Annotated in this window: 18 protein-coding genes and 1 tRNA gene; 13 read left to right on the top strand and 6 right to left on the bottom strand. The window is 70.3% G+C overall.

Going from position 1 to position 24811, the window contains the following annotated elements; translation table 11 throughout:
• Positions 1 to 111 precede the first annotated feature (111 nt).
• Positions 112 to 1605 carry a xylulokinase gene (locus APR04_RS27745; RefSeq protein ID WP_253877258.1) on the bottom strand — a complete coding sequence of 498 codons (1494 nt, stop codon included), beginning with the start codon at positions 1603 to 1605 and terminating at the stop codon, positions 112 to 114.
• Between the two features lie 164 nt (positions 1606 to 1769).
• Entirely contained in the window at positions 1770 to 2924 is a 1155-nt protein-coding gene (gene xylA, locus APR04_RS27740; RefSeq protein ID WP_253877256.1) for a xylose isomerase, read from the bottom strand.
• Positions 2925 to 3014: 90 nt separating this feature from the next.
• Here xylA and APR04_RS27735 point away from each other — a divergent pair, with 90 nt between their 5' ends.
• Complete coding sequence (locus APR04_RS27735) at positions 3015 to 4235, top strand: ROK family transcriptional regulator (protein ID WP_253877254.1); 1221 nt, start codon at positions 3015 to 3017, stop codon at positions 4233 to 4235.
• A 153-nt stretch (positions 4236 to 4388) separates the two neighbouring features.
• Positions 4389 to 6068, top strand: coding sequence for a BCCT family transporter (locus APR04_RS27730; RefSeq protein WP_253877252.1), 1680 nt, complete (start codon positions 4389 to 4391; stop codon positions 6066 to 6068).
• On the opposite strand, the gene APR04_RS27725 is transcribed toward APR04_RS27730, so the two are convergent.
• Positions 6022 to 6798 carry a GntR family transcriptional regulator gene (locus tag APR04_RS27725; protein WP_253877250.1) on the bottom strand — a complete coding sequence of 259 codons (777 nt, stop codon included), beginning with the start codon at positions 6796 to 6798 and terminating at the stop codon, positions 6022 to 6024. The genes APR04_RS27730 and APR04_RS27725 overlap by 47 nt on opposite strands.
• A 236-nt stretch (positions 6799 to 7034) precedes the next feature.
• Between APR04_RS27725 and ehuB the strand changes: the two genes are divergently transcribed.
• Genes ehuB through APR04_RS27705 form a run of 4 tightly spaced genes read left to right on the top strand, consistent with a single transcriptional unit; the run spans position 7035 to position 10174 of the window.
• Complete coding sequence (gene ehuB, locus APR04_RS27720) at positions 7035 to 7976, top strand: ectoine/hydroxyectoine ABC transporter substrate-binding protein EhuB (protein WP_253877248.1); 942 nt, start codon at positions 7035 to 7037, stop codon at positions 7974 to 7976.
• An 8-nt stretch (positions 7977 to 7984) separates the two neighbouring features.
• Positions 7985 to 8758, top strand: coding sequence for an ectoine/hydroxyectoine ABC transporter permease subunit EhuC (ehuC, locus tag APR04_RS27715; RefSeq protein ID WP_253877246.1), 774 nt, complete (start codon positions 7985 to 7987; stop codon positions 8756 to 8758).
• Positions 8755 to 9402: an ectoine/hydroxyectoine ABC transporter permease subunit EhuD gene (gene ehuD / locus APR04_RS27710; protein WP_253877240.1), complete on the top strand. Its 648-nt coding sequence runs from the start codon at positions 8755 to 8757 to the stop codon at positions 9400 to 9402. The genes ehuC and ehuD overlap by 4 nt, the downstream gene beginning before the upstream one ends.
• Positions 9395 to 10174, top strand: coding sequence for an amino acid ABC transporter ATP-binding protein (locus tag APR04_RS27705; protein ID WP_253877231.1), 780 nt, complete (start codon positions 9395 to 9397; stop codon positions 10172 to 10174). The genes ehuD and APR04_RS27705 overlap by 8 nt, the downstream gene beginning before the upstream one ends.
• A 74-nt stretch (positions 10175 to 10248) precedes the next feature.
• Here APR04_RS27705 and APR04_RS27700 read toward each other — a convergent pair.
• A tRNA-Arg gene (locus APR04_RS27700) sits at positions 10249 to 10321 on the bottom strand.
• 243 nt (positions 10322 to 10564) lie between these two features.
• Here APR04_RS27700 and APR04_RS27695 point away from each other — a divergent pair.
• Genes APR04_RS27695 through APR04_RS27675 form a run of 5 tightly spaced genes read left to right on the top strand, consistent with a single transcriptional unit; the run spans position 10565 to position 16242 of the window.
• On the top strand, positions 10565 to 12337 hold the full coding sequence (locus tag APR04_RS27695) for an ABC transporter substrate-binding protein (RefSeq protein ID WP_253877229.1): 1773 nt from the start codon (positions 10565 to 10567) through the stop codon (positions 12335 to 12337).
• A 3-nt stretch (positions 12338 to 12340) separates the two neighbouring features.
• On the top strand, positions 12341 to 13336 hold the full coding sequence (locus tag APR04_RS27690; RefSeq protein ID WP_253877227.1) for an ABC transporter permease: 996 nt from the start codon (positions 12341 to 12343) through the stop codon (positions 13334 to 13336).
• The gene (locus tag APR04_RS27685) at positions 13333 to 14286 is read left to right on the top strand and encodes an ABC transporter permease (protein WP_253877225.1); all 954 of its coding nucleotides are present in this window, start codon (positions 13333 to 13335) and stop codon (positions 14284 to 14286) included. Before APR04_RS27690 ends, APR04_RS27685 begins: the two co-directional genes overlap by 4 nt.
• Before the next feature lies 1 nt (position 14287).
• On the top strand, positions 14288 to 15238 hold the full coding sequence (locus APR04_RS27680) for an ABC transporter ATP-binding protein (RefSeq protein ID WP_253877223.1): 951 nt from the start codon (positions 14288 to 14290) through the stop codon (positions 15236 to 15238).
• Positions 15238 to 16242 (top strand): ABC transporter ATP-binding protein, encoded by a 1005-nt coding sequence (locus tag APR04_RS27675; protein ID WP_253877221.1) that lies wholly within the window; start codon positions 15238 to 15240, stop codon positions 16240 to 16242. The genes APR04_RS27680 and APR04_RS27675 overlap by 1 nt, the downstream gene beginning before the upstream one ends.
• On the opposite strand, the gene APR04_RS27670 is transcribed toward APR04_RS27675, so the two are convergent.
• On the bottom strand, positions 16232 to 17167 hold the full coding sequence (locus tag APR04_RS27670; RefSeq protein WP_253877220.1) for a L,D-transpeptidase: 936 nt from the start codon (positions 17165 to 17167) through the stop codon (positions 16232 to 16234). The two genes, APR04_RS27675 and APR04_RS27670, sit on opposite strands and share 11 nt — an antisense overlap.
• A gap of 205 nt (positions 17168 to 17372) precedes the next feature.
• Here APR04_RS27670 and APR04_RS27665 point away from each other — a divergent pair, with 205 nt between their 5' ends.
• Positions 17373 to 18728 (top strand): winged helix-turn-helix transcriptional regulator, encoded by a 1356-nt coding sequence (locus APR04_RS27665; RefSeq protein WP_253877218.1) that lies wholly within the window; start codon positions 17373 to 17375, stop codon positions 18726 to 18728.
• A 181-nt stretch (positions 18729 to 18909) separates the two neighbouring features.
• On the opposite strand, the gene APR04_RS27660 is transcribed toward APR04_RS27665, so the two are convergent.
• The gene (locus tag APR04_RS27660) at positions 18910 to 20151 is read right to left on the bottom strand and encodes an MFS transporter (RefSeq protein WP_253877216.1); all 1242 of its coding nucleotides are present in this window, start codon (positions 20149 to 20151) and stop codon (positions 18910 to 18912) included.
• Positions 20152 to 20723: 572 nt separating this feature from the next.
• Here APR04_RS27660 and APR04_RS27655 point away from each other — a divergent pair.
• Positions 20724 to 24752, top strand: coding sequence for a PDDEXK-like endonuclease domain-containing protein (locus APR04_RS27655; protein ID WP_253877214.1), 4029 nt, complete (start codon positions 20724 to 20726; stop codon positions 24750 to 24752).
• Positions 24753 to 24811 lie beyond the last annotated feature (59 nt).

Below are 24811 nucleotides of genomic sequence, written 5' to 3'. Positions count from 1 at the left end.
CTCCCTGCGCTGCACCTCCGGCTCATGCTCTCCCCGTATCGCATGAGCCTGCGGTTCCGCTCCGGGCGCGTGCCTCGTTCCTCGGCCCACTCCCTACGCTGCACCTCCGGCTCATGCGAGGTCGCGGACGGCGGCGTACTGCTCGCGGACCACCGGCTTCGGGTCGGCGTCGAGGGTGGTGGCGATCGTCGTGGACCATGCGGGTGCCGCGGCGGCGGGGTCGGCCGCACGGGCCAGCGCCCAGGCGGCCTGGCGCGCGGCGCCGTCGGCCACGTACTCGCCGGGCTCGGGGATGCTGATCGGCAGCCCGAACACCTGCGGGGCGATCTGCTGCACCGCCGTCGACTGTGCCGCACCGCCGATCAGCATCACGCGCTCCATGGCGACGCCCTGCGCGCGCAGGGCGTCGAGACCGTCCGCGAGACCGCACAGCATGCCCTCGATGTATGCGCGAGCCAGGTGAGGGCGGGTGGACGTCGCGAGGCGGATGCCGTGCAGGGTGCCGGTGGCGTCGGGCCGGTTGGGCGTGCGCTCGCCCTCCAGGTACGGCACGAGGACGAGGCCGTCGGACCCGGGCGGAGCCTGCAGCGCGAGCTCGGCCAGCCCGTCGAAGTCGACGTCGAGCACCTCGCGGGCGGCGTCCAGGACCCGTGCCGCGTTGAGCGTCACGGCGAGCATGAGCGCATTGCCGGTCGCGTCGGCGAAGCCGTTGATCGCGCCGGAGCCGTCCGCGGTGCGCTGCGGCGCGACGGCGGAGACCACCCCGGAGGTGCCGATCGAGATGGCGATGTCGCCCGGCGTCATGCCGAGCCCGAGGGAGGCGCCCGCGTTGTCACCGGCGCCCGGCCCGATGAGGCATCCGTTCGACGCGATCGAGGTGGCGGTCGCCCCGCCCGCGACGCTCGGGTGCGCGACGGCGCCCGCCTCGGCCACACCGACCACGCGCGGCAGCACGACGTCGGCGCGCCCCAGGGCCCGTTCCAGCAGGTCCGGTCGGTACTCACCGACGGAGGCGTCGTAGTAGCCGGTGCCGGACGCGTCGGAACGGTCGGTGAAGAGCTTGTCCAGCTGCGGGCCGAGGGGCGCCGTCGGGTCGCCGGCGGGGCCGTAGCCCGCGATGCGCCAGGACAGCCAGTCGTGCGGCAGTGCGACGGCGGCTACCTTGGCCGCGTTCTCCGGCTCGTTGTCGCGCAGCCAGCGTAGCTTGGTGATCGTCAGGGACGCGACGAGCACGGAGCCGACGGCGTCGGCCCAGGCCTGGGCGCCTGCCTCGCGATCCCCGTTGCCGAGCTCGGTGATCAGGGCCTCGGCCGACGGCGCCGAACGGTTGTCGTTCCACAGCAACGCGGGCCGGACGACGTTGCCGTCGGCGTCGAGCGTGACCATGCCGTGCTGCTGACCGCCCACGGCGAGCGCGGCGACGTCGGCCAGGCCGCCCGCCGCGGCGGCCGCCTCCTGGAAGGCGTCCCACCAGTGCTGCGGGTCCACCTCCGTGCCGTCGGGGTGCTTGGCGGAACCGGTCCGGACCAGCGCACCGGTCTCGGCGTCGCGCACGACGATCTTGCAGGACTGCGTGGACGTGTCCACGCCGGCGACGAGGGGCATCGATGCTCCGGTGACGGGAAGGGGAACGAGACGACGAAACGCTACCGCGTGATTGTCGCGGGCCGAACATCTCTCTTCGAGGTCTAGGTTTCTTCGCTTTGAACCCGCTGAAAGCGAAGAAACCTAGACCTCGAAGAGGCGGATGACGAGACGAGGACCGGCTGTCAGCCGATCAGGTGGTTCAGGGCCAGCTGGTGCAGGCGGACCAGGCCGTAGTCCCGCTCGGCCAGGGCGTCTACGTCCGGGTCCGGCTCGGCGAGGAAGGAGTCGAAGGTCTCGCCCTCGGCGAGGGTCGACTGGCCCAGCTCGAAGATCCCCGCGTGCTCGAAGGCCGCCTGGACCTCCGGGTCGGCCCGGTACGCCGCGGCCTTGGCCGCGAGCATGTCGTAGGTCGTCATGTTCGCCTTGGCCGACTCCCACACGCCGTCGAGGTACTCGGTGCGCGAGGGCTTGTAGTCGAAGTGGCGCGGGCCCTCGTAGCGGGGGCCGCCGTTCGGGAAGCCGTTCTCCAGCAGGTCGACCGTGAAGAACGCCGACAGCAGGTCGCCGTGACCGAACACGAGGTCCTGGTCGTACTTCGGGCCGTGCTGGCCGTTCAGGTCGATGTGGAACAGCTTGCCGACGTGCAGGGCGAGCGCGATGCCGTGCGTGTAGTTGAGGCCGGCCATCTGCTCGTGGCCCGTCTCCGGGTTGAGGCCCACCATCTCCGCGTTGTCCAGCGAGTCGATCAGCGCGATCGCGTGGCCGATCGTCGGCAGGAAGATGTCGCCGCGCGGCTCGTTCGGCTTGGGCTCCAGGGCGATCTTGAGCCCGTAGCCCTTCTGCTTGATGTACGAGGCGACGGTGTCGATGCCCTCGGCGTAGCGCGCGTGCGCTGCGTTGAGGTCCTTCGAGTTGTCGTACTCGGTGCCCTCGCGGCCACCCCACATGACGAAGGTCTTCGCACCCATGTCGGCGGCCAGGTCCACGTTGCGCAGCACCTTGCGCAGGCCGAAGCGGCGCACCTCGCGGTTGTTGGAGGTGAACGCGCCGTCCTTGAAGACGGGGTGGGTGAACGTGTTGGTCGTGACCATCTCGCAGACCATGCCCGTGTCCGAGGCGGCCTTCTTGACGGAGTCGATGTGCTTCTGGCGCTCGGCGTCGTCCGAACCGAACGGGTAGACGTCGTTGTCGTGGAACGTGAAGCCCCAGGCGCCGAGGTCCGCGAGCTTGCGGATGGACTCGGCCGGGTCGAGCTCGGGGCGCGATGCCGTGCCGAACGGGTCGACGGCGTTCCAGCCGATGGTCCACAGGCCGAACGAGTACTTGATGTCACTCACGGGGGTCTCCTCATCGAGGCGGCCCCGGCACGCGGCGCCGCATTTGTTGTACGGATGAACTATTGCCCGGGTCTCGGCTACAGTCAAGGCGTGACCACCGCCGGGACCGCACGCGACACCACTACGCGGACGGGCCCAGGTGCGGCCCGTCAGCACACCCTGCGCGAACGCAACCTCGAGCTGGTCGCGCGCGCGGTGTTCGAGGTGCCGGAACCACTCTCGCGCGCCGGTGTGGCCGCGGCGACCGGCCTGGCCCGGGCGACGGTGTCGACGCTGGTGGACCAGCTCGTGGCCGCCCGGCTCGTCCGCGAGCTGCCCGCCGTGACCGGGGGGCGCGCGGGCCGGCCTGCCGTCCCGCTGGTCCCAGCGCCGCGCTCCGTCGTGGGCCTCGGGCTCGAGGTGAACGTCGACTACCTGGGCGTGCGGGTGCTCGATCTCACCGGTGACGTCGTGTCGGAGCGGGTGGTCCCCGGCGCGCTCCACGACAGCGATCCGGCGGTCGTGCTGGGCCGGCTCGGCGAGCTCGCACGCGAGGTGACCGACGGCGTCGCGGCGTCGGGCATGACGGTCGCCGGCGCACGCCTGGCGCTCCCGGGTCTGGTCGACCCGCGCACCGGCCTCCTCGAGGTCGCGCCCAACCTCGGCTGGTCGTCGCTCGACCCGGTCCCGCTCCTGGGACTCGGTGACCTCGCGGTGCGCATCGCCAACGAGGCCAAGCTCGCCGCGCTCGCGGAGCTGGCCGGCGGCTCCGACGTCGCGGCGCCCGACTCCTTCATCTTCGTGTCGGGCGACGTCGGCATCGGCGGGGCCGTCGTCGTCGACCGCGCGCTGTTCCTGGGGGAGCGCGGGTGGAACGGCGAGATCGGGCACGTGGTCGTCGACCCGGCGGGACCGCGCTGCTCGTGCGGCGCGTTCGGCTGCCTGGAGCAGTACGCGGGCAAGGAGGCGATGATGCGCGCGGCGGGACTGCCGCCGGACTCCCCGCTGGCCGCGCTCGTCGCCCGGCTGGCGCAGACCGGCGCCGCCGCGGGGGGCGCCCAGGCGCTCCCGGCCGGCCGTGCCCTCGGCTCGGCGCTCGCGGACTTCGTCAATCTGCTCGACGTCGGCACGATCGTGCTCGGCGGTGCTTACGCGGAGCTGCTGCCGTGGCTCAGGGCCGACGTCGAGGCGGTGCTGGCCGACCGCGTGCTGGCCGCGCCGTTCGTCGACCTGCACGTCCGGGCCGCGCAGGCCGGGCCGCACGCCGCGCTGACGGGCGGAGCGCGCGAGGTGCTGCGGGCGGTGCTGGCGGCCCCTGCCGCCTGGGTCTGAACCGGATCGCACATTGCGGGTCCGCGCGAGAAGATAATCCCCTGGGATAGACGTCCTCCCGAATTGTTGGCAGCATGCCTGCCCATTGGTTCGGTACAAAGGGGATGCCGGGTCAATGGGAATCCGCCAGTTCCCCGCGAGGAGGCGTTCTCTGTGCTGAATTCACTCGCCCGGCGGCTAGGGCTCAGGACGGACCCGGTGATCTTCTTCGTCTCGGCCGGTCTGATGGTCGCCATCCTGCTGCTGCTCGTCATCTTCCCGACGCCCATCGGGGAGCTGTTCACCGCTGGGCGTACCTGGGTGGTGACCAGGCTCGGATGGTTCTTCATCCTTGGTGTCTCCGTCTGGGTGCTGTTCCTGATCTACCTGGCCATCAGCAAGTACGGGAACGTGCGACTCGGTGGCGACCACGAACGGCCCAAGTACTCCAACATCTCGTGGTTCACCATGCTTTTCGCCGGTGGTATCGGCACTGTCCTGATGTACTGGGGAGTCGCCGAACCGATCAACCATTTCGCGTCCGGGCCACGTGGCGCGGTGCCGTTCTCCGCCGAGGCCGCGAACGACGCGATGAGCATCGCCATCTATCACCTCGGCCTGCACACCTGGGCAATCTTCACCTTGCCGGGGCTTGCCTTCGGCTACTTCGTCTATCGGCACAAGCTGCCGCTCCGGGTCAGCTCGGTCTTCTACCCTTTCCTGAAGGACCGCATCTACGGACCGATCGGCAAGGCGATCGACATCTTCGCGATCCTCGGCACGCTCTTCGGCCTGGCCGTGTCGATCGGTCTGGGCACGCAGCAGATCAATACCGGGCTGGCCGACCTGACCGCGATCCCGGACGCGCTGCTGCCCAAGGTGATCATCATCTGCATCCTCACCGCCGTCGCGGTGTCCTCGATCGTCGCCGGCCTCGACAAGGGCGTGAAGAACCTGTCGAACATCAATATCGGCATGGCCGTCGCGCTGATGCTCTTCGTGCTGTTCGCCGGTTCCACCATCTTCTTGCTGCGCGAGATCATCGAGACCATCGGGCTCTACGCGCAGAACATCGTGCCGCTCGCCTTCTGGAACGACGCGCTGGCCTTCACGACACCAGAGGGCTGGGGCTGGCAGGGCGGCTGGACGGTCTTCTACTGGGCGTGGACCGTCACCTGGGCGCCGTTCATGGGCATCTTCCTGGCGCGCATCTCCCGGGGCCGCACCATTCGTGAGTTCGTCGGCGGCGTGCTGGTCGCGCCCTCGCTCTTCACCCTGGTCTGGTTCGCCATCTTCGGCTGGTCGGCGATGGAGCTGGACGGTATCGGCTCGTCCCCGGACGACCCGCACCCCATCACCGCTGCGGTGCTGGAGAACCCGGCGACGGCGATGTTCACCTTCTTCGAGGAGCTGCTCGGCGTGGGTGGCCTGGCCACGTTCATCTCCGGGCTGGTCGTGGTGATCGTGGCGATCTTCTTCGCCACGTCGTCCGACTCCGCCTCGCTGGTCGTGGACATGCTCTGCACCGGGACCGAGGACTCCGGGCCGGTCCGCCAGCGGGTGTTCTGGGGCGTCTCCGAGGGGGCGGTCGCCATCGCGCTGATCGTGCTGGCCGGGGAGGCAGGACTGGTCGCGCTGCAACAGGTGATCACGGTGGTCGGGCTGCCGATCTTCATCCTGATGTTCCTGGCGATGTTCGCGCTCTGGCGGGGGCTCGCCACGGAGAAGTTCGTGACCATCCGGATGCCGCTCTCCGGCTCGAAGGTGGAGACCCTCCAACCGGAGGCCGAGGGGGTGCGCACCAGGATCAGCCGATCGACGCCCCGTCCGGTGCGTCGATCGGGCCAAGAGTGATCTCCGGGGCGTCCGCCGGCTCCTCGAACGTCTCGACGGCCTCGTCCTCCCGGCCCAGCAGCCGGTCCACGGCGCCCTCGAGCATCTGGGTGATGGCGTTCACCAGCCCGTCCTCGTCCCGTGCCTCCAGGCGTTCGACGATCAGCGCGTGCGCGTCCGCGGTGTCCTTGCGCACCACGTACTCGTCGCTCACGGTGAACGTGGCCAGCCGTACCTCGACGATGAGCGTGGTCATCCAGCGGGTGAGCCAGGGGTTGCCGGCAGCGGCCACGAGAGCCCAGTGCAGGTTCAGGTCGGCGCCGCCGACCCGACGGGCGTCCCCGGTGCGGTTCGCGGCGACGAGCTCGTCGTGCGCGCGGCGCACACCGGCGATCGCCGTGTCGGCGCCGGACCGGACGAGCAGCCGGGCCGCGGAGACCTCCACCGACTTGCGCGCCTCGTAGAGGGCAGGGAGCCGCTCCTTGCTGATCGTCGCCACCCGCATCCCTCGGCCCGGCGTCGCGGCGAGCAGGCCCTCCTGGACGAGTCGCTGGGCGGCCTCGCGCAGCGGGCCGCGGCTCACGCCGAGCTGGGCGGCGACCTCGACCTCCCGGATCGGCGAGCCGACGGCGAGCACCCCCGCGTAGACGGCGTTGCGCAGCTCCGTCTGGATCAGGTCCACGGTCGACGGGCGTGTCACCCGGGAGAAGGACGGGGCGGTCGTCAGCGTGGCCCGCGACGGGTGGGACATCGGTGCTCCTTCCGTGAGCGCACGTCGATGACGTCATCATCCCCGGTGCGCAGACAGCTGTGTGACGACGGCGGTGTCCAGGGCGGCGCCGGTCGGGTGAACTTGTAAATTGTAGACAATCATAATGTCGAACGCTAGATTGTCTGAACGTCAGCACCGCGCTACCGTTGCGAATCGTCCGTGAACTCCAGCCCACCCAGGCTTTGCCAAGACCGCCGGGTGGCGTGAAGGGAACCATGTCTACATCAAGCGTCCGACCGCTCCGCCGAGCCGTATTCGCGGCAGGGTCAGCACTCACCCTGGTCGCGCTGGCCGCGTGCTCGTCGACGGCTCCGAACGAGGGTGGTGGCGACGGCGCCAGCACGCTCGAGCAGCTTCAGGAAGACGGCACCGTCACCGTCGCGTTCAACGGCGAGGAGCCGTACAGCTACGAGGACGGCGGCGACCTCACCGGCGCCACCATCGCCCTGGACCGGGAGATCTTCGGCGCGCTCGGCATCGACAACGTCGAGGGCACCCAGACCGAGTGGAACTCGCTCATCCCTGGCCTGACCGCCGGCCGGTACGACACCGTCAGCGCGGGGATGTCCATCCTGCCCGAGCGCTGCGAGCAGGCCCTGTTCTCCGAGCCGGAGATCATGTACACCACGGCGTTCATGGTGCCGGACGGCAACCCGGACAACCTGACGGACATGCAGTCCGCGAAGGACGCCGGCGTCAAGCTCGCCGTCCTCAGCGGTGCTATCGAGTCCGGCTACGCCGACGACCTCGAGATCGAGAAGATCGAGGTCGGCGACGCTCAGGACGGGCTGGACGCCGTCACCTCGGGCCGTGCCGACGCGATGGCCCTGACGGGTATCTCGCTGAGGACTCTTGAGGCGAAGACCGACGAGGCCGTCGAGGTCACGGACTCGTTCGTGGCCGAGATCGACGGCGTGCCGCAGATCGGCGCGGGTGCAGAGGTCTTCCCGAAGGGCGAGGAGGAGCTGCGCGACGCCTACAACGAGGAGCTCGCGAAGATCACCGCCGACAAGGAGCGCTGGCTGGAGATCGTGGAGCCGTTCGGCTTCACGGAGGCTGAGTACCCCGTCGAGGGCCTGACCACCGAGCAGCTCTGCGAGGGTAACCTCGACGAGGTGGCCAAGGAGCTGGCTCCGGAGCTCGGCCTGGACGGCTGACCGGGCACGTGTCGGACAACCTTCAACATCTCGTCGATCTGCTCCCGCAGCTCGGCGAAGGAATACTCGTCACGCTCGGGCTGACCCTCGGCGGTGCGGTGCTCGCACTGCTCGTCGCGTTCACCCTGGGCTTCGGCTCGCGCGCCCACACGAAGTGGGCGCGCGTGCCGTCCCGGGTGGTCGTGGAGTTCTTCCGCGGCACATCTCTCGTGGTGCAGATCTTCTGGCTGTACTACGTGCTGCCGCTCCCGCCGTTCTACGTCGAGCTGGACCCGCTGGCGTGCGGCATCATCGCGCTGGGGCTCAACTACGGGGCCTACGCCGCCGAGGTGGTGCGCGGCTCGATCAACTCGGTCGCCAAGGGGCAGTGGGAGGCGGCCATCGCGCTCGACCTCGGCCCCGTGCACCGCATGCGCCGGGTGATCCTGCCCCAGGCGTGGCCGCTGATGATCCCGATGTTCACCAACCTGCTGATCCAGCTGGTCAAAGGGTCCGCCCTGGCGGCCTACATCTCCCTGCACGACCTCAACTTCTTCACCAACGAGCTGCGTGACCGGACGTCGGACACGATCTTCTCGTACACGGTCGGCCTGCTCTGCTACTTCGTGTTCGCCTACCTGCTCACGCTGGTCATGAACGCCCTCGAGGTGCGGGCAAAGAGCCGGCTGGGCGTGGGACCGTCGCTGCGCGAGGTCCTGCGCCTGGCGCCCGTGCAGACCAAGGCTGACGTCGGTGCCGCAGCTCCTGCCTCGGCGGAGACGAAGGGAGGTGACCGAGCATGAACGACACCCAAGCATGGAACTGGGAGCACGCAGCGGCTGTGCTCCCCGAGCTGCTCGAAGGTCTGCAGATCACCATCCTCGCGACGGTGGTCGGCATGGTCATCGCCTCCGTCCTCGGGCTGCTCGTCGCCATCGTGCGCCGGTCGAGGCTGCGCGTCGTCACCTTCCCGATCGGCTTCCTGGTCGAGTTCATCCGGTCGACGCCGCTGTTGGTGCAGCTCGTCTTCGCGAACCTGTTGTTCACGCAGTTCCCGTCGCTGGCCATCGGCTGCGTCGTGCTCGGCGTGCACTACGCGACGTACATGTCCGAGGTGTACCGCGCCGGTATCGACGCGGTGCCGAAGGGGCAGTGGGAGGCGGCCATCGCTCTCGACCTGCCGCGCTCACGCACCTGGGGCGCCGTCGTGCTGCCGCAGGCGATCCGCAACACGCTGCCGGGCCTGGGAAACTACGCGATCTCCATGTTCAAGGAGACGCCGTTCCTGTTCGCCATCGCCGTGGTCGAGATGTACACGGCCGCGCAGCAGTACGGCGCCGAGACCTTCCGCTACATGGAGGCGATCACGATGGCCGGCCTGCTCTTCCTGCTGGTGAGCTACCCGACCTCGCTGCTCGTCCGCCGATTGGAGAACCGCCTTGCCTGAGAATGACACCACCCCTGCCATCCAGTTCCAGGGAGTCGGCAAGCGCTTCGGCGACAACGTCGTTCTCGACGGACTGGACTTCTCGGTCGCCAAGGGCGACCGGGTCACCCTGATCGGTCCGTCCGGCTCCGGCAAGACGACCATCCTGCGCCTGCTCATGACGCTGGAGGAGGCGAACGACGGCCTCATCTACGTCGACGGCGACCCGTACACGCACGAGATGCGTGGCGACAAGCGCGTGGCCATCCCGGAGAAGCGGCGCAGCCTGGTGCGGCGCCGGGTCGGGATGGTGTTCCAGCAGTTCAACCTGTTCCCCAACATGACAGTGCTGGAGAACATCATCGAGGCCCCGATCCACGTGCTCGGGAAGCCCAAGGCCGAGGCGATCGCCAGTGCCGAGGCGCTCCTCGACAAGGTCGGGCTGGCCGACAAGCGTGACGCCCGGACCACGCAGCTGTCCGGTGGACAGCAGCAGCGCGTGGCGATCGCACGGTCGCTGGCCATGGAGCCGGAGATCCTGCTGCTGGACGAGGTGACGTCGTCGCTGGACCCCGAGCTCGTCGCGGACGTGCTCGGCGTGCTGCGCAACATCGCGGAGACCACGGACATCACGATGCTGATCGTCACGCACGAGATGCAGTTCGCCCGGGAGGTCTCCAACCGGGTGCTGATGTTCGACGGCGGAAAGATCATCGAGGAGGCCGCCCCCGACACGATCTTCACGTCGCCGACGCACGAGCGGACCAAGGAGTTCCTCCGCGCGATCCTCTGACGTCAGGTCGCTCCATAACGTGTCAGACCCTCAGGTCACCCGGGTGACCTGAGGGTCTGACACGTTTCTCAGGGTGCGCCTGGGCAGACTCGAACTGCCGACACCCGCTTTAGGAGAGCGGTGCTCTATCCACTGAGCTACAGGCGCTCACGCCTCTCCTGGCGGGGAGCGACGCGTCCGCCCCCAGGCAATACCCGGGACCGGCGCACACAGCCTAACGTCCCCGTGCCTCGGTGCGCGAAGTGCTGGGCCAGGAGCACGTCACGTTTTGGCAACATCCCTCCCAAACCTTGACGTGTCCGGCAATAGGGCAGAACGATGCTCAGCAACTCGGCGCGACGCTGCACCGGGTCCGCACGACGGCCGTGCGGGTGGACGAGAGGATCAACGATGTTCCTTCGACAGACCAGGTCCCGGGGCACGGTGGCCCTGGCGACGGCCGCTGTGGCGGGCTTGCTGCTGGCCGGCTGCTCCGGCGGTGGTGGGAGCGCACCCACGCCCGCCGCCAACCCGTACGCGTCCGCCGAAGGAATGGACGCGGCGACCGAGCTCATCGGGGAGTACCCCCGCGAGGAGACGCTGTTCACGAGCGGTACCCAGTGGGGCCCGCCGTCGTCGTGGAACCCGATCTCCGGTGCCGGGCACGCCACAGGTGCGCGCGGCCTGCTCTACGAGTCGCTGTTCCAGTTCGACCCGATCACCCTCGAGCTGACGCCGTGGCTCGCCGAGGGCGGCGAGTGGACCGGTGACGACACCTACGAGCTCACGCTCCGTGAGGGCCTCACCTGGCAGGACGGCGAGACGCTCGACGCAGAGGACGTCGTCTTCACCACAGAGCTCGGCAAGGTCGACGCCGTGCCGTGGAGCAACCTGTGGACCTGGCTGGACAAGGTCGAGGCCACCGACGCCACGACCGTCGAGTTCACCTTCTCCGACCCCCGCTACCAGGAGTGGGACAACTGGCTCTACAGCAACATGGTGCTGCCGGAGCACATCATGGGCGAGTGGTCCGATGAGGAGCTGCTGTCCAACCCGAACGAGGACCCGATCGGCTCCGGGGCGTTCAAGTTCTCCGCCGTCGGGCAGGACCGCATGGTCTGGGAGCGTAACGACGACTGGTGGGCCAAGAGCGAGCTCGGCCTCGAGATGCCGATGAAGTACATCGTCGACGTCGTGAACACCTCCAACGAGGTGGCGCTCGGCCTGATGCTGTCCGGCAGCCTCGACCTGAGCAACAACTTCCTGCCCGGCGTCAACACGCTCGTCGACTCCGGCCAGGTCAGCACCTACTACGACGGTGAGCCGTACATGCTGGCGGCGGCGTCCGCGAACCTCGTCCCGAACCAGACGCGGGCACCGATGGACGACGTCGACTTCCGGCGGGCGCTGGCCCGGTCGATCGACGTCGACAAGATCGTCAGCAACGCCTACGGCGGCCTCGTGTCGAAGGCCCACCCCTCGGGTCTGGTGCCGGCGTTCGAGGAGTACTACGACGAGGACGTCGCCGCGGAGCACGGCTTCACCTTCGACGCGGACGAGGCCAAGTCGATCCTGGCCGACGCCGGCTACGAGGACACCGACGGTGACGGGTTCGTCGAGACGCCGGACGGCGAGCCGATCGACCTCAAGCTGATCGTCCCGGCGGGCTGGACCGACTGGATGGAGGCGGCGCGCGTGATCGCCGAGGACGCCTCGGCGGCAGGCATCAAGGTCACCGCCGACTTCCCCGACGCGGGCGCCGTGGACGACGCCAGGGCCACCGGCGACTTCGACCTGCTGATCAACGGCAACGCCGGCATCAGCAACACCCCGTGGACCTACTACAACTACGCGTTCTACCAGCCCATCCAGGAGCAGATGCTGGCGGGCAACTTCGGCCGCTACGAGAACGAGGAGGCCTGGAACCTGGTGGAGGACCTCTCGCGCACCGAGAGCGGCACGCCGGAGTTCTCCGAGACGCTGTCCCAGGTCCAGGAGCAGTTCATGACCGAGCTGCCGATGATCCCGCTCTGGTACAACGGCGCGTGGGCCCAGTACAACGAGTCGCAGTGGACCAACTGGCCCAAGGAGGGGCGCGAGGACGCGTACTTCCCGGTGATGTGGAACAACTACGTGCAGCTGGGCGGCCTGAACACGCTGCTCGCCCTCGAGCCGGCCTCCTGACGTATGGGTGGCTATCTCGCACGCAAGACGCTGGTCTACGGCCTGACGTTCGTCGTAGCGGTCACGCTGAACTGGCTGATCCCCCGGCTCATGCCGGGGGATCCGGTCCAGCGGATGGTGGCGCGCGCCGCCGTCCAGCACCCCGAGACGATCGCGTCGATGACCGAGTACTACGAGCGCACGTTCGGTCTGGACCTACCGATCTGGCAGCAGTACCTGAACTACTGGGCCGCACTGTTCCGCGGGGACCTGGGCACCAGCGTGTGGCTGTTCCCGGCGCCGGTGAGCGAGGTCGTGCTCGCCGCCGTCCCGTACACGCTCGGCATCATGATCCCCGCCATCCTGCTGAGCTTCGTGGTCGGGAACAGCGTGGGCGCGATGGCGGCGCGCAGCCGCTGGCTCGACAACGTGGCCCTGCCCGTCGGCTACCTGATCACGGCCATGCCGTACATGTGGCTGGCGATCCTGCTCGCGTGGGGCTTCGGCGTGGCGCTCGGCTGGTTCCCCGTGGCGGGCGGCTACGACTTCGGCCTGGTGCCGCAGTGGACCTGGTCGTTCGCGCTCGACCTGCTGCAGCACTGGGTGCTGCCGTTCCTGTCGCTCTTCCTGGTCGCGCTCGGCGGCTGGGCGATCGGCATGCGGAACCTGATCATCTACGAGCTCGAGTCGGACTACTCGAACTACCTCGCCGCCCTCGGCGCGCCGAAGCGGCTCATCCGGCAGTACGCGTTCCGTAACGCGATGCTGCCGCAGATCACGGGCCTGGCGCTGCAGCTGGGCACCATCCTGGGCGGCGCCCTGGTGACCGAGATCGTGTTCGCGTACCCGGGGCTGGGCAAGCTCGTGCTCTCGGCCATCCAGAACCAGGACTTCTTCCTGCTGCAGGGCACCCTGCTGTTCGTGGTGATCGGCGTGCTGGTCGCCAACTTCGTGATCGACATCGTCTACGTGTTGGTCGACCCCCGCACGCGGACCGGACTGACGGGGGCGACCTCATGACGGCGACACAACCGACCGCCGGGCCCGGGACCGAGGCGAGCGAACAGCCCGGTGTGGCCGGGGCGACGTCGGGCATCGGGATGACGGGCGGCCGCAAGCCGGGCGGGGACGCACGCGAGACGCTGTACTTCGCGCTGCGCAACCCCAAGGTCATCATCGGCATGGTGGTGGTGCTCGGGTTCCTGCTGCTCGGGCTGATCGGTCCAGCGTTCCTGAAGTACGCGCCGATGGACTACGCGGGGCCGCCCATGGCGCCGCCGTCGGCGGACTTCCCGTTCGGGACCACGACGTTCGGGCAGGACGTGTTCGCGCAGTTCGTCGCCGGCCTGCGGTCCACGTTCCTCGTGGGCCTGCTCGGCGGCGGCGTGGCCGCCGTGATCGGCATGACCATCGGGTTCGTCGCGGGCTACCGCGGCGGCCTGATCGACGAGCTGCTGAACATGCTCACCAACGTGGTGCTCGTGATCCCCGGCTTCGTGGTGCTCATCATCATCAACGCCTACCTGGGCGTGCGGAGCGTCCCGATGCAGGCGCTGTACATCGGCATCTTCAGCTGGCCCTGGGTGGCCAGAGCAGTCCGCTCGCAGACGCTGTCGCTGCGCTCGCGCGACTTCATCGACCTGGCGCGGCTGTCCGGCGTGGGGGTGGGCACGATCCTCCGGCGGGAGGTCGCGCCCAACATGTACTCCTACCTCTTCATGACGTTCGTGCTGCTGTTCGGCGGGTCCATCCTCACGGCGGCGTCGCTCGACTTCATCGGGCTCGGCCCCACCAACGCGATGTCGCTCGGCCTGATGATGAACCAGGCGGTGCAGTGGAGCGCGCTCCATCTGGGGCTGTGGTGGTGGTTCATCCCGCCGGGGCTGGGGATCACGCTCATCGTTGGCTCGCTCTACATCATGAACGTCGGCCTCGACGAGGTCTTCAACCCCAAGCTGCGGGAGATGTGACATGGCCCTGGCTGTGAACGACCTCAAGGTCTGGTACCGCACGCTGCGCGGCGACGTCAAAGCCCTCGACGGCGTCACCTTCGAGGTGGCGGACGGCGAGATCATGGGCATCGCCGGCGAGTCCGGCTGCGGCAAGACGACGCTCGGCAAGGCCCTGATCCGCCTCGACACCCGCATGAAGCACGTGGGCGGCACCGTCGTCCTGGACGACGACGAGCTGCCGCTGGCCGACGACGCCGCCATGCGCCGCTACCGCTACCGCGAGGTGTCGCTCATCCCGCAGTACGCGATGTCGGCGATGAACCCGACCCGGAAGATCGGCCGGATGATCCGCGACCTGCTCGCGGCGCACAACGTCCGGTACGCCGAGGTGCTGCCGGAGCTCGAGCGGCGGCTGGGGCTCGTCGGGCTGGAGACCGACGTGCTGAAGCGCTACCCGATCGAGCTCTCCGGCGGCATGAAGCAGCGCGTGGTGCTCGTGCTGTCCACGCTCCTGAACCCGTCGCTGCTGATCGGCGACGAGGTGACCTCCGCGCTCGACGTGTCGTCCCAGAAGGCCGTCGCCCGGGCGCTCGTCGAGTTCCGCGACCACGGCTTCGTGAAGTCGATGATCGTCATCACGCACGACATCTCCGTGCTGTTCCAGGTCGCCGACACCATCCTCGTCATGTACGCGGGGCACCTCGCCGAGAAGGCGCCGGCCAAGACGATCATCAACGCTCCGCTGCACCCCTACACCAAGATGCTCATCGGGGCTCTGCCCAAGGTCGGCGACCGGTACGAGGAGCAGCAGCTCGAAGGGATCGAGGGGCGGCCGCCGTCGCTCCTGGAACCGCCCGCCGGCTGCCGGTTCCGCGACCGCTGCCCCCTGGTGCACGACAGGTGCGCCGAGGCGCCACCCTTCCGGGAAGTGGCCGAGGGGCATCATGTCGCGTGCTGGGCGGTGAGCTGATGCTGACGCTCAGCGGGCTCGACAAGGTCTACCGGACCGGCACCTTCGGCACCTCCGACCTGCACGCCGTGCGGCAGGTCAGCCTCGACGTGCAGCGCGGCGAGGTCGTGTCGCTGATCGGCGAGTCCGGCAGCGGCAAGTCGACCATCGGCAAGATGGTGCTCCACCTGCTCAGCTCGACGGGTGGCACCATCACGTTCGACGGGCGCGACGTCACCAAGCTGGGGTTCCGCGCCCGCCGCGACTACTACCGCAAGGTCCAGGGCGTGTTCCAGGACCCGTTCAGCTCGTTCAACCCCATCTACAAGGTGGACCGGACCTTCGAGACCCTGCGGCGCTCCTACTTCCCGCGGGTCTCCTCCGCGAGCTGGCGGGAGAAGCTGGACGACGCCCTCGCCGCGGTGACCCTCGAACCGGGCGACATCCTCGGCAAGTACCCGCACCAGCTCTCGGGCGGGCAGCTCCAGCGCCTGCTCATCGCGCGTGCCCTGCTGCTCGACATCGAGCTGCTGGTCGCCGACGAGATCATCTCCATGCTCGACGCCTCCACCCGGATCGACGTGCTCAACCTGCTGGGCGAGCTCAAGGGGCGTGGCCTGGGCATCCTGTTCGTCACGCACGACCTCTCGCTCGGCAACTACGTGTCCGACCGGGTGGTCATCCTCTACAAGGGGCGCGTGGTGGAACGGGGCGACACCAGCGCCGTCTTCGACGACCCGCTGCACCCCTACACGCGCGACCTGCTGGCCTCGGTGCCCCACCTGGACCGGACGTGGGAGGAGGTCGAGGCCCAGGAGGCGGAGCGCACCCGTCGCCTCGCGGGGCGGTGCCTGTACCACGAGGACATCACGGCGCAGGGCCGGTCGCTGGGCGACGAGGCCGAGGCCGTCGGCGGAGTGCCGAACGGCTTGGGTCTGGTCGAGCACGCGCCCGGCCACTTCGTGGGGTGCTTCCGCAAGGCGGCGGAGGAGGAGTGCCCGGCCGGACCCGCCGTCAAGCCTTGACCAGCACCGGGACGCCCGGGTCCAGGTCGGTGAGCAGCTCGAAGTCCGCGCCCGTGAGCCGGACGCAGCCGTTGCTCACCGCCTGGCCCTGGCCGACGCCCACGTGGAGCGCGGTGGCGGCGTAGTCGTTGCCGAAGAACCCGTCCAGGGACTCGCTCTGCATCGACAGGAACACGGACAGGCCGGTGTTCACCGCCTCCGTCACCGTGAAGACCTGGGTGAGCCCCTGCGGCGTCGGCGTGGCTGGCGCGCCGATGGCGGCGGCGCGCTGGTCGCTGGTGCCGTCGGCGTGCTCGACCGTCACGGTGCGGTCCGACAGGTCGACCACCACGGACCGCTCCTCCCGCTCCAGGTCCACGTCGCTCCCACGGAGCCACCCCGCTGATCCGTTGACTTTCTCGGGATCGTCCGACGGCAGGGCGCCACGTCCGTACGGGATGAGCACCTTGACCCACCCCGGCCGGCGCTCCAGGACGAGCCAGCGGGCCTCGGCGTCGTAGTAGAGGGACTCGAGAGCGAGGACCGGCGCCCTGGTCACGTCGGGTTCCGTCCAGACCGGGATCCGCGCGTCCGTCGGCTCCGCCACCGAACCAGGCAGGTTGGCCAGGGTGCTCACCTCGGCACGCGGCAGCCCGCGGGGCAGGATCCCGTCGATGTCCGGCGCGGGAAGGGACGGCAGGGAGTAGGCCGCGGGGCTCGGCTTTGGTTTCGGCTTCGGCGGGGTAGGGCTGGCCGACGGCGACGGGCCGGCCGACGTGACCACCACCGCCGCCGCGCCGGCATCGTCGACGGGCCGCAAGCCGGCCCAGAGGGCGGTCCCGAGGAGCGCGACGGCGACGACGCCACCCACCCAGGCCCAGGTGAGCGCGGCACGGGAGCGGCGTGGCCCCGGTCCCGTCGTCGGCCCGCTGTGCAGCTCTGTCATGGTGTCCCCTCCGTGAGCCTGCGCCGCCCGCGCAGGGTGCCGTGCGTGTCCATGGTGCCCGGTCGGCTGTCGGACGCGGCCGAGCAACTGACGGTAACCGGCTTGTGACACTTGTCCGATATCTTCGTGGGTGCGCGAACCCCTGGGAAGCCGAACGGTTGTTCGATACCATCACCCGGCACCCCCCGACCAAGGAGAGATCACCGTGGCCCCCGCCGACCGGACGTTCCCCGTATCGACCGTCCCGACGCGCCGTTCCCGCAGACTGGTCCTCACCGGCGCGATCTCCGTCGCCCTCATCTCGACCGGGTCCGCGTACCTGGCGATGGTCCAGTTCGGCATCGACGTCCTCGCCATGAACCAGGGCACCGCCTACGCGACCGCGGGCGTCTTCGAGCTGTCCCTCGTCACCGTAGCCCTCCTCGCCCGCGAGGCGGCCCGTGACAACCGGCCAGGCGGCACCCTGCTCGCCCTGACGTGGGCTCTCTCCTCGGCCTCCGGCGTCTTCGCCGCGTGGCACGAGGCGTACATCGGCCACCCGGTGGGTGCTGTCGTGTTCCGGTTCATCGTGCCGCTGCTGGCCGCCCTCATGTGGCACCTCGCACTGATCGGCGACCGGCACCTCGCCACCGGCACGTCCTGGTCCGCGATGCGGCAGTCGGCGCGCATGCACGCCCTCTTCCTCTCCACGGAGGACCTGTTCCGGGCGCAGAGCCTGAGCGACGGGTCACGGGCCGCCCGCCGCCGGCTCGCACGGGCCGAGGCCGGCCGCCGTCGGGCGCGCTCAGTGGCGCTGCGCACCGTCCCGCCCAGGGAGATGCGCGCCCAGGTCGCCGCCTGGTGCGAGGCGCTCGCCGCCGTCGGCGACGGCACGGCCGACGTCGCCCGCCTGCACCTCGCCGACCGGCAGCGGCTGACCGGCATCCTCGTCGACGCCGAACCCATGGACGGCCGGGTGTCGAGCGAGCTGGCTGGTGCAGGGTTCCGTGCCGAGGTAGGGGTGCCCGGGTGCGAGCGCCGGGCCGCCGAGGCGATCGCGGCGGAGTTCGGCGAGACGGCGGGGGCGGCTTCGGACGGGCTCGGTGGCGGCGTGTTCGACGGGGAGGCGTTTGACGGGGACAGGCTCGACGAGGACAGGCTCGACAGGGGCCGGTTCGACGAGGACAGGCTCGACAGGGGCCGGTTCGACGAGGACCGGTTCGACGAGGGCCGGTTCGACGGGGGCGCGGAGCTCCGCCCCGCACGCCGCAGCGCCGCCCTCGACATGCCAAGGCACGGAGTGAGCGAGCGCGCCCCGCAGCCCGACCCGGTCCCGGCGGAGCCCGCCGAGGCAGCCGACCGCGCTACGGCCAACGTCCGGGAGGCGATCCCTCCGCGGCGCACGCCGCGACGAAACACGCAGCTCGGCACGCAGGACGCCGAACGCATGATCGACCTGCGCACCAAGGGCCGGACCTACCGGGAGATCGCGGAGGAGGTCGGCGTCAGCAGCTCGACAGTTGGCAAGCGGATGCGTGAGTTCACGGAGACCGGCTCCATCCCGGTCGTCAAGCCCCGCTGAGGCGCGGACGGGCTCGGTCGGGTTCCATGAGATCGGTCGGTTGCCATGAGTTCGGTCGGTTGGTCTGAGATCGGTCCATTAACGGACCGATCTCATGACATCCGACCGAAGTCGCTGAGCTCGGTCCGACGGTGCGACCGAACTCGGCGCCGAGCGCACTCCCGCCGTCGCCGAGCCGCCTTTACCTGGCCGAACCGGCGTGGGCGACGTGGCTCAGGGACTTCCAGACGAGCAGGAGGGTGACGCCTGCGCCCGCGAAGGCGAACCACCACGGGGCAACGAGGCCCCAGTACTCCGCGAGGACGCCGCCGATGCCCTGCCCGAGGACCAGGCCGCCGAACACGCAGATCATGTTGATCGACGCCACGCGGCCCTGGAACTCCTTTGGCACGGCGCGCTGCCGGATCGTGGTGGACAGCGTGCCCCAGACGAACACGTAGACGCCGAACTCGAACATCAGGGCGATCGCCACCCAGCCCGTGGTGGTCAGGGCGAACGCTCCGTGCGTGAGCACCTCCAGCGTCAGGCAGACGCGGATCAGCGTCGCGAGGTTCACGTGCCGCTCCAGCCAGCCGTACGAGAGGACACCCACGACGCCGCCGAGCCCGGTCGCCGTGGTGAGCAGGCCGTAACCGACCTCGCTCATGTGCAGGTGGTCCAGCGAGTACTTGACCAGCACGCCCCACGGTGCGGCCCACGTGATGTTGAAGACGAGGATGACGATGCACAGGGTGCGCACCGGCGCGTGGTGCCACACCCAGCGCAGGCCCTCGGCGATGTCCTTGCGGACGTGGCTCTCGGAGTCGCGCGTGCTGGTGAACGAGGTGCCTGCGGGAGCCGTGATCCGGGCGACCAGCACGACCGCCAGCGCCACGCACACGACCTGCACCACGAACGGCCAGACCATTCCCGCGGCGAACAGGAACGCGCCGAGCGGCGGGCCCACGAGCTGGTTGGCCGCAAGGAACCCGGCCTGCATGCGCTGGTTGGCGGTGCCGAGGTCCACCGGTCGCACGAGCGCCGGCAGGAGGGTCTGCTGCGTCGTGTCGGCGAAGACCTCGGCGATCCCATAGAGGAACATCGCCGTGAGCACCATGGCGATGCTCACCGTCCCGGCCCCGACGAAGACGCACAGGACGGCGATGACCAGGGCCCGGACCGCATTGGCGATGATGACGACGAGGCGGCGGTCCAGGCGGTCGGCGAGTGCGCCCGCCCACAGGCCGAACAGCAGCCAGGGCACTCGCTGGAGCATCGCGGCGAGCGCGACGAGGAACGCACTGTCGGTCTGTGAGGCGACCAGCAGGGGGCCGGCGGCGAGCGCTATGCCGTCGCCGATGTTGCTGGTCCAGGACGAGCCGACGAGCCAGCGGAACGATCGGCCAAGCCTGCTGGGGAGGAGTGCCTCGACGAGTTTGCTCACAAACCTTCGAGCCTAGGTGTGCCGTCCAGGCTTTTTTGTTCCGGTCGGCAACCACCCCGACAGGGTGATCTACGCGACGCCGGACGTCGTTCCGAGGGGTGCGGAGGGCAGCTCGACCCTGTTTGCCGGGGCGCTGAGCCCGCTGTGCGGGAACGGCGGAATGCTGCGGAAGAGCGTGTCGCACGGGCGGGTGAAGCAGGTAGTTGGATAACGTTTTCACCCTCGCTCGAAAGAGAGTTGGACGCTCGTCCGAGTCGGTGTTGACGTCCGCCGGGAACAGGTGCAGACTCTCACAAGACGGTGCGCATCGCCCGCCCCCTGCGCGGTGCGCACCGTCATACCCCGTCGGGCTCCGGCCCGTCTGCAAGAGCCCCTTCGGACCCCCTGCCGGAGGGGCTCTTGCATTCCCCGACAAAGGTTCGCCGGCCGGCCCGCCGTCAGCCCGCCGGACGTGCCAGAAGCCCAGGCCATCTGACCGGTGGGTCGGACACGCCCGGGAGTTCTGCGGGCCCGGCGTGTCGCGCGGCGTGGCGTCCGGCCCTTGCGGACGCGACGCGGTTAGCGTGCTGGGTGTGAACGCTGCACGCCACCAGACCGCAGCCGCTCCTGAGATCTCGGCCGACCTGTCCGAGGAGATCTCGGCGGCGCTGCAGGACCAGACCGTGAACCCGGCCACCGAGCTGGCAGCGGAGGAGGCTCCAGGGGCCGCGAGGGGCCCTATGGCCGAGTCGGCCGCACGCTGGCGCGCCGGGCTGGTCCAGCTCGCCGGAGGATCCTCCCTCGCGGACGTCGGATTGCTGGGCGAGGCCGTCATAGACCTGTCGGCCGCCCATCCCTCAGGTGTCGCCCAGCTCTTCGCCGGCCGACCCACCCGGTTGTCCAACCTGGTGCGCGAAGCCGGGGCGCTGCCGACCGCCCGCCGTCGGGCACGGGCCGTCGCCGCGCGCTCCGCCGAGCACGCGCAGCGCTACGGGGTGTCGCCCACCTATCTGGCGATCGGTGTCGCCACGTGGACCGAGCGACCTGCCCCGGGTGGCGACGCGAACGACATGGAGGCCATCACGCGGGCGCTCGGCCCGGTGAGCGTGGCCCCCGCCGCCGGGCACGACTCCGCCGACAGCCCCGCCGACGCCCCTGCCCTCACCGGCTCCGTTCCCGTCGTGACGCTGGCCATGCCGTCCGGCAGGCCAAAGGCGCCGTCGGAGAACGCCGGGGAGGACGAACCGCGCGTGGTGCGCGCGCCCGTGCTGCTGCGGCCCGTCATGCTCACGCCGCGCAGCGACGGCGAGGGCGACTACGACATCACGCTCGACCCGACGGCCGAGATCAATCCGGTGGTCGCGCGCACGCTGCGCGCCCACGGTGCCCTGCTCGACCCGGCCGCGCTGGCCAAGGCGACGTTCACGCTCGCAGGCTTCAACCCGACCGACGTGCTGGACCGCGTGGCGAGCCTCGGGTCGGCGGTGCTGGGGGAGTTCCGGCTGGACCGGCGCGTGCTGGTCGGTACGTTCGTCCACCCGGGACAGGTGCTGGTCGACGACCTCGACGAGCTCGGCCCGACCTTGGGGCAGCACGAGGTGGTCTCGGCGCTCGGTGGCGTGGACAGCTCGGTGCGGCGCCTGGGGAAGGTGGAGGTCCCCGAGCCTCGCGTGGGCGACGCCGACCCGGCGCACGAGCGCGGCGTCGGCGACCTGGACCCCCACCAGCGGCACGTCGTCGACGCGCTCGCGACGGGCAGCCATCTGTTCGTCGACGGGCCGGTCGGGTCCGACGTCGCGGGCACGCTGGCCGCCGTCGTCGCCGAGGCGAACGCGAGCGGCCGGTCCGTGCTGTACGTGCCGGGGCACCGTCGGGCCGCCGACGCGCTGGCGGCGCGGCTGGAGTCCCTCGGCCTGGGCGGTCTGCTGCTCGACATCGCGCCGGTGCCTACCTGGCGGACGTCGACGTCGCGCCGCCTCCTCGAGGCGATGGCGCCCGCGCAGGAGCGCATCGACGCCGACGAGGTGGCCCGGGTGCGCGACGCGCTGATCGGCTCCAGGGCGCAGCTCGCCGGCTACATCGGGGCGCTGCACCGGGTGCGCGACCCGTGGCGGGTCTCCGCGTACGACGCCCTGCAGGCGCTCGCCCGGCTCACGTCCGAGCGGCCGGCTCCGGCGACCAGGGTGCGCCTCGGCTCGGAGTCGGTCCTCGCGCTGGGCACGGAGCGCCGCGCCGAGCTCGCCGCCGACCTCGAGCGGTCAGCCGAGCTCGGGGCGTTCACGCTGCAGTCGTCGTCGAGCCCCTGGTTCGGCGCGCACATCCTCACCGACGACGACGCGCGGTCGGCCCTCACCAGGGTCACGCGCCTGGTGGAGCAGACCCTGCCGGAGGTGCGCGAGCAGATCGAGTACGTCGCGCGGGTGACCGGCCTGGTCAAGGCGTCGACGGCGCACCAGTGGGGCGAGCAGCTCGCGATGCTGGGCGGTATGCGGGGCACGCTCGACGTGTTCCAGCCGATGGTCTTCGAGCGCACCGCCGCCGACATGGTGCAGGCCACGGCGTCGCGGAAGGCGCGTGCCGAGCAGGGCGTCGAGATGGGCTGGCTCGCGCGCCGTCGGCTGATGCGGCGGGCCCGCGAGATGGTGCGGCCGGGTGTCCGCGTGCCGGACATGCACGCGGCTCTCGTCGAGGTGCAGCGACAGCGTGAGGTGTGGCAGGCGCAGTGTCCGCGCGGTGGCTGGCCCACTCTGCCGGAGGGTCTGGCCGGCGTGGAGGAGACGTACGAAGCGGTCCGCGTCGACCTCGAGGCGCTCGAGCCGGTGCTGCGCTCGTCGTACGCGGGCGGCGGGCTGCTCGACCTCGACCTGTTCACCCTGGTCCAGCGGCTCGCGTCCCTCGCGGAGACGGAGGAGGCGCTGGCAGCGCTGCCCGAGCGGACGGCTGTGCTGCGTCGACTGCACAAGGCGGGGCTGGGTGAGCTGGTCGACGACCTCACCGAGCGGCGCGTGGAAGCCGACCTCGTGGGGCCGGAGCTGGAGCTGTCGTGGTGGTCCTCGGTGTTCGAGCAGGTCCTGGCCACCGAGCCCGATCTAGCCGGTCAGGACGGGGCGGGGCTGGACGCCCTCGCCAGACGGTTCCGCGAGCTCGACCGGCGGCACGTCGCCTCGCTGTCCGCTCCTGTGCGGGCCGCGGTCCGTGCGCACCTCGGCGGGGCGATGCGGGACCAGCGGGAGGACGCCGAGGCGCTCTACGCCACGCTCGTCGACGGTGGCCTGAGCTCGATCCGCGACCTCGTGTCCGCGCACGGGTCCACCGTGCGGCGGCTGCGGCCGACCTGGGTGTCGACGCCGACGATGGTGCCGCACCTGCTGCCCGCTGAACGCAGCGTCGACCTGGTGATCCTCGACGCCGTGCAGCACGTGCCGGTCGAGGTCGTCGTACCTGCGCTGGCCCGTGGCCGGCAGATCGTCGTGGTCGGCGACCCGCGGTCGGCGTCGGGCACCGCGGTACGAGACCTGGCGCGGCTGCTGCCCCGCGTCACGCTGCAGCCAGAGCCCGCTCGCCGCGACCCGCAGCTGACCGGGCTGCTCGCCGCCCACGGGTACGAGGGCATCGTGCGGCCGGCGCCCGTGCCGCGCACCGAGGCACTGGTGCACTTCTCGCTCGTGGACGGTGCGGGGATGCCCGACCCGGTCTCCGGCACCGTCGAGTCGACGACGGCGGAAGTGGAGCGGGTGGTCGACCTCGCGATCGAGCATGCGATGACCCGGCCCGAGGAGACCTTCGGCATCGTCACGGTGACCGCCACGCACGCCGACCGCATCCGCGAACGGCTGCTGGCCGAGGTGCGGGCCAACCCAGCGCTGGCGCCGTTCTTCGCCGGGTCGCGGCCGGAGCCGGTCGTCGTCGCAGACGTCACGGGCGTGGCCGGGCTGGCGCGCGACACGATTGTGCTCACCCTCGGCTTCGGCCGGACGCCGCACGGCCGCGTGCTGCACCGGTTCGGTGTGCTGGGCGACGGCGGTGGCGACGCGATGCTGCTCGGCTCGCTCGGAGCGGCGCGCAAGCGGCTGCACGTGGTGTCCTGCTTCCCGGCCTCCGACCTCGATCCCGAGCGGCTGCGCGGCCCCGGCCCGCAGCTGCTGGCGGAGGTGCTGTCCTTCGCGGAGGAGCGCTCAGGGCTCGCCGGCCAGGTGGAGACCGGCGACGGCGTGGACGTGGCCCGTTCCATCGACCGCCTGGTCGTGGACCTGGGGGAGCGGCTGTTGCGCTCGGGCCTCGTGGTCGAGACCGGCTACGGGATGCCCGGCGGTGACCGGATCCCGCTCGCGGTGGGGCACCCGGACCTGCCGGGGGAGCTCCTCGTGGCCGTGCTGACCGACGACGTCGCCTACGTGGCCGAGCCCTCCATCCGCGTGCGTGACCGCCAGCTCGCGGAGCGGCTCGAACGGCTCGGGTGGGTCGTGGCGCAGGTGTGGTCGGCGGCAGCGTTCCTGGACCCGGACGCCGAGGCGGAGCGGGTGCGGCGCGTGGTGATGTCCGTGCGGGACGACCGGGTGGGCGTCGATGGCGGTGTGGCGCCGGCGGCGGAGCTCGTGGTCCCGCAGGTGCTGGACGACTGAGGCGCTGGCGATGAGTTCGGTCAGTTGTGTGGGCAGTGCAACTGACCGATCTCGTTCGC

Source organism: Promicromonospora umidemergens, from assembly GCF_024171995.1.
Classification (GTDB): Bacteria; Actinomycetota; Actinomycetes; order Actinomycetales; family Cellulomonadaceae; genus Promicromonospora; species Promicromonospora umidemergens.
Note: the sequence above shows the minus strand (reverse complement) of the source record. Positions and strands in the feature narration are given on the sequence as shown.